Origin of the sequence: Sphingobium chungbukense (assembly GCF_001005725.1) — a bacterium.
Classification (GTDB): domain Bacteria; phylum Pseudomonadota; class Alphaproteobacteria; order Sphingomonadales; family Sphingomonadaceae; genus Sphingobium; species Sphingobium chungbukense.
The window spans coordinates 1-3,283 of the sequence record NZ_LBIC01000015.1; the positions used below are offsets into that span (position 1 = coordinate 1).

A 3,283-nucleotide genomic window follows, 5' to 3' on the forward strand; every position below is an offset into this window, starting at 1 on the left:
CGAGATGCGGTCATTGGGTGCGATTCGCCCCATATTGAGCATCCCCTATCGAGGAGGAAAGCCATGACTGCCTATGCCGCGCTTGATGTTTCTATGGATAAGACGGCGATTTGCGTGATCGACGCCGGTGGCAATATTCTGTTGGAAGCAGTGACGATTAGCGATCCGGAGGCGATCGCCCATTGCCTGGCCCCCTACAGCGCTGAACTCGAACTGGTCGGCTTCGAGGCCGGACCGCTTTCGGAATGGCTTTTTCGCGGCCTCCAGGACGCAGGGATTGAGCCGGTTCTGATGGAGACCCGGCAGGTCCGCGCTGCGCTGTCGGCGATGGTCATGAAGACGGACCGCAACGACGCCCGGGGTATGGCCCAGCTATTGCGCTCGGGCTGGTTCAGGCCGGTGCACGTCAAGACCATTCCCGCCCGCGAGCAGCGTACGTTGCTGGCCGCGCGGTCGACATTGATGCGCCGGCAGAAGGACATCGAGAATAGCGTACGCGGGTTGTTGAAGGGTTTCGGCCTGCGCCTCGGCCGACTGCTGCGGGGCCGTTGGGATGATGCCGTCCGCGACATAGTCTCGGGCAATGCAACGCTTGCCTCCATCATGGAACCCTTGCTCGTTGTGCGCCAAGTATTACGCGCGCAGCTGGCTGTCCTGGATGGGCAGGTCCGGGATATCGTTCGCACCGACGCCGTATGCCGGAGGCTCATGACCGCGCCAGGCGTTGGCGCGATTGTCGCGCTTACCTACCGTGCCGCGGTCGATAATCCTGCCCGCTTTCGATCGTCCAAGTCAGTCGGTCCCTGCTTCGGCCTGACGCCGCGAAAATATCAATCGGGCGAGATAGATCGGAACGGCGGGATCAGTCGTGCCGGTGATCCGGCGGTCAGGGTCGCTCTGTTCGAGGCAGCGCACGTTCTGATGACGCGCGTGGCGAAATGGTCGAAGATCAAGGCCTGGGCAATGAATATCGCCAAGCGCCGCAGCGCGAAGCGCGCCAAGGTCGCGCTCGCCCGCAAGCTTGGCATCATTCTGCACCGGATGTGGGTCGATGAAGCCGACTTCAGGTACGGCCAGCCGGCATAGCCTTCGAGGAGAGAAAAGATGCCCGGATACTCAGCTACGTAGAGGTCCCCTGCGGGTGACCGGCGAGGGGACGATGGTCAGGGACAAGCCGCTGGACGCTTTGGCGATCAACGCCGTTTTCGAGATCGGCTACCCTGATTTTTCCGACCGCATCATGTGACGACCACGCGTCGATCACGGACAGAAGCATGAACCCCAAGTCGATCTACCTTGCAGTCCCGCACCCAATGACAGAAGGTGTCCAATTGCTGCGGAGCGCGCGTTGGCATGTTGAAGGCAGGGCCTATGATCGGGCGCTCGCCTTGATCTTGGAGGCACATGCCGATCTACCCATGGCCGCGTTCTGGGGACAGGGGCACTCCGCCTCCAGCGACGGACAGTTCTTCCTCGCGACCGAGCGGGGCGAAGCGATGAACATGGTCAACGCCAAATACGGCAATGTCCCAGGCTTGAAAGGATACAGCCATGTCTCTGATCAATACGCGCCGTTTGCTACCCAGGTCATCCCGGCGACCGTCAGCAAAGGCACCCTATATTCTCGACGGGCTGCTCATGAATGACGCAGGCCGCCATGTCCGTCAGCACATTGCCGATACGGGCGAATTTACCGATCACGTCTTCGTCGCCTGCTCGCTTCTCGGCTACAGGTTCGCGCCACGCATCCGCGACCTGCAACAGAAAAGACACTATGCCTTTACCCCCGGTGCGACGCCGGCCAATGTGCGGGGTCTGGTAGGCGGGAAGATCAATGAGCCCCTCATCGAGCGGAACTGGCCCGACATCCTGCGGGTCATGGCCACGATCGCCGCCGACATTGTCGCCCCCAGCCAGATTCTGCGGAAGCTGGCTTCATATCCTCGTCAAAATGAGCTGGCCCTTGCCCTTTGGGAAGTCGGTCTTGTCGAACGGGCGCTGTTCATGATCGACTGGACTCTAGACGCCGGTTTGCAGCGCGAGGCCCAGATCGGCCTCAAAAAAGGTGAAGCCCATCATGCGCTGAAGCGCGCCATCAGCTTCCATCGGCGCGGTGAAATCCGGGACCGATCGGGTGAAGGTCAGCATTATCACATCGCCGGCATGAACTTCCTCGCCGCCATCATCATCTTCTGGAATAAGATTAAGCTCAGCGATGTCGTCACCGGTCGATCCGCTAATGGCGCTACCGTCCCACCCGATCTCCTCGCCCATTTCTCACCGCTGGTTTGGGAGCAAATCAACCTCACCGGCGAATATCGCTGGCCAAAATCCTTAGCGTAGGATTTCGCTCCCTCCCGCAAACGGCCCGTATTTTGCGGAGGACATCGCATGCCAACCGCGGCACTTCACCCGTCGGTAAAGTGCCACGGTCCTCAGTTCTGTGGGTAGCGAGGATCTAGCGAGTTAGTGACCTCACGCTCTAATAGCCGCTGCGCTTCGGTGAAGTGCCACGACTGGTCCAACCGCCTTAGCCGGTCGATAACGGATTCACATTCCGTTCTTATTGTGCTTCAAATGTTCTGATGTTTCAGCCTGATCTTTTTGCCACAGAGGCGACCTCGGAACCGGCCAGCGTTTCGGAACAACCGGTGCTCGACGTGCCTGGTATCCTCGAGCGACTGGCCGACTTTTGCGAGCGCCCCCGGTACAGCTTCATGGTGCTGAATCTGATCGCGCAATTGAGTGCGAAAACTGGCTCGGCCGGTCCGTTCGTCCGAGCGGGCGAGACGCGGATTCCGGTTCGAGACTGGTTATCTGACGCTCTGACCCCGGTCGCCCAGCGCGATCCCCGCCGGCTCGCGATCGCCGAAAAGGTTCGACGCGCGCTGGAGGACGATAATGCGCTACCAGAAGATAGCGCGGCAGCAGGCGCCTTGATCGACGATCTGGTACGCGAGCGCATCCGGATTTCCGGTCGAACTAACGTCAGTCGCGCCGTCTCAGAACTGGTTCGAGCCGGATTAGTCCAAAGGCGATATCAAGGATATCGGGTCGATCATCACAATCGCGGCGCGCAGCGTCAGGTCATGTACGCCATCACTGAGGAAGCGCGCCGTGCCCTGCGCTCCGGGGTGTGACTCGCGTTCCTTGCCTTCTATAGGCAAGCACGATGGCTTTTCATCACCGTTAGATCGTGATGCGAGCGTCCCATGGTGATCGTTCGGCATACGTGCAGGCATCTGAACTAGGGAATCAAAGGGTGGTAATAGCTTCTACGACT

General features: G+C 60.0%; 2 protein-coding genes and 1 pseudogene. All 3 read left to right on the plus strand.

The features are described 5' to 3' along the window. Window positions 1-63: 63 nt before the first annotated feature. The 3 genes and pseudogenes from YP76_RS23715 to YP76_RS23730 all read left to right on the plus strand — a co-directional run bounded on the left by YP76_RS23715 (window position 64) and on the right by YP76_RS23730 (window position 3,140). On the plus strand, window positions 64-1,086 hold the full coding sequence (locus tag YP76_RS23715; RefSeq protein WP_008832424.1) for an IS110 family RNA-guided transposase: 1,023 nt from the start codon (window positions 64-66) through the stop codon (window positions 1,084-1,086). 242 nt (window positions 1,087-1,328) lie between these two features. Next, a pseudogene (locus YP76_RS23725) lies at window positions 1,329-2,343 on the plus strand (Tn3 family transposase); the annotation flags it as partial. A 242-nt stretch (window positions 2,344-2,585) separates the two neighbouring features. Further along, complete coding sequence (locus YP76_RS23730) at window positions 2,586-3,140, plus strand: hypothetical protein (RefSeq protein WP_052757562.1); 555 nt, start codon at window positions 2,586-2,588, stop codon at window positions 3,138-3,140. Window positions 3,141-3,283: the final 143 nt, after the last annotated feature.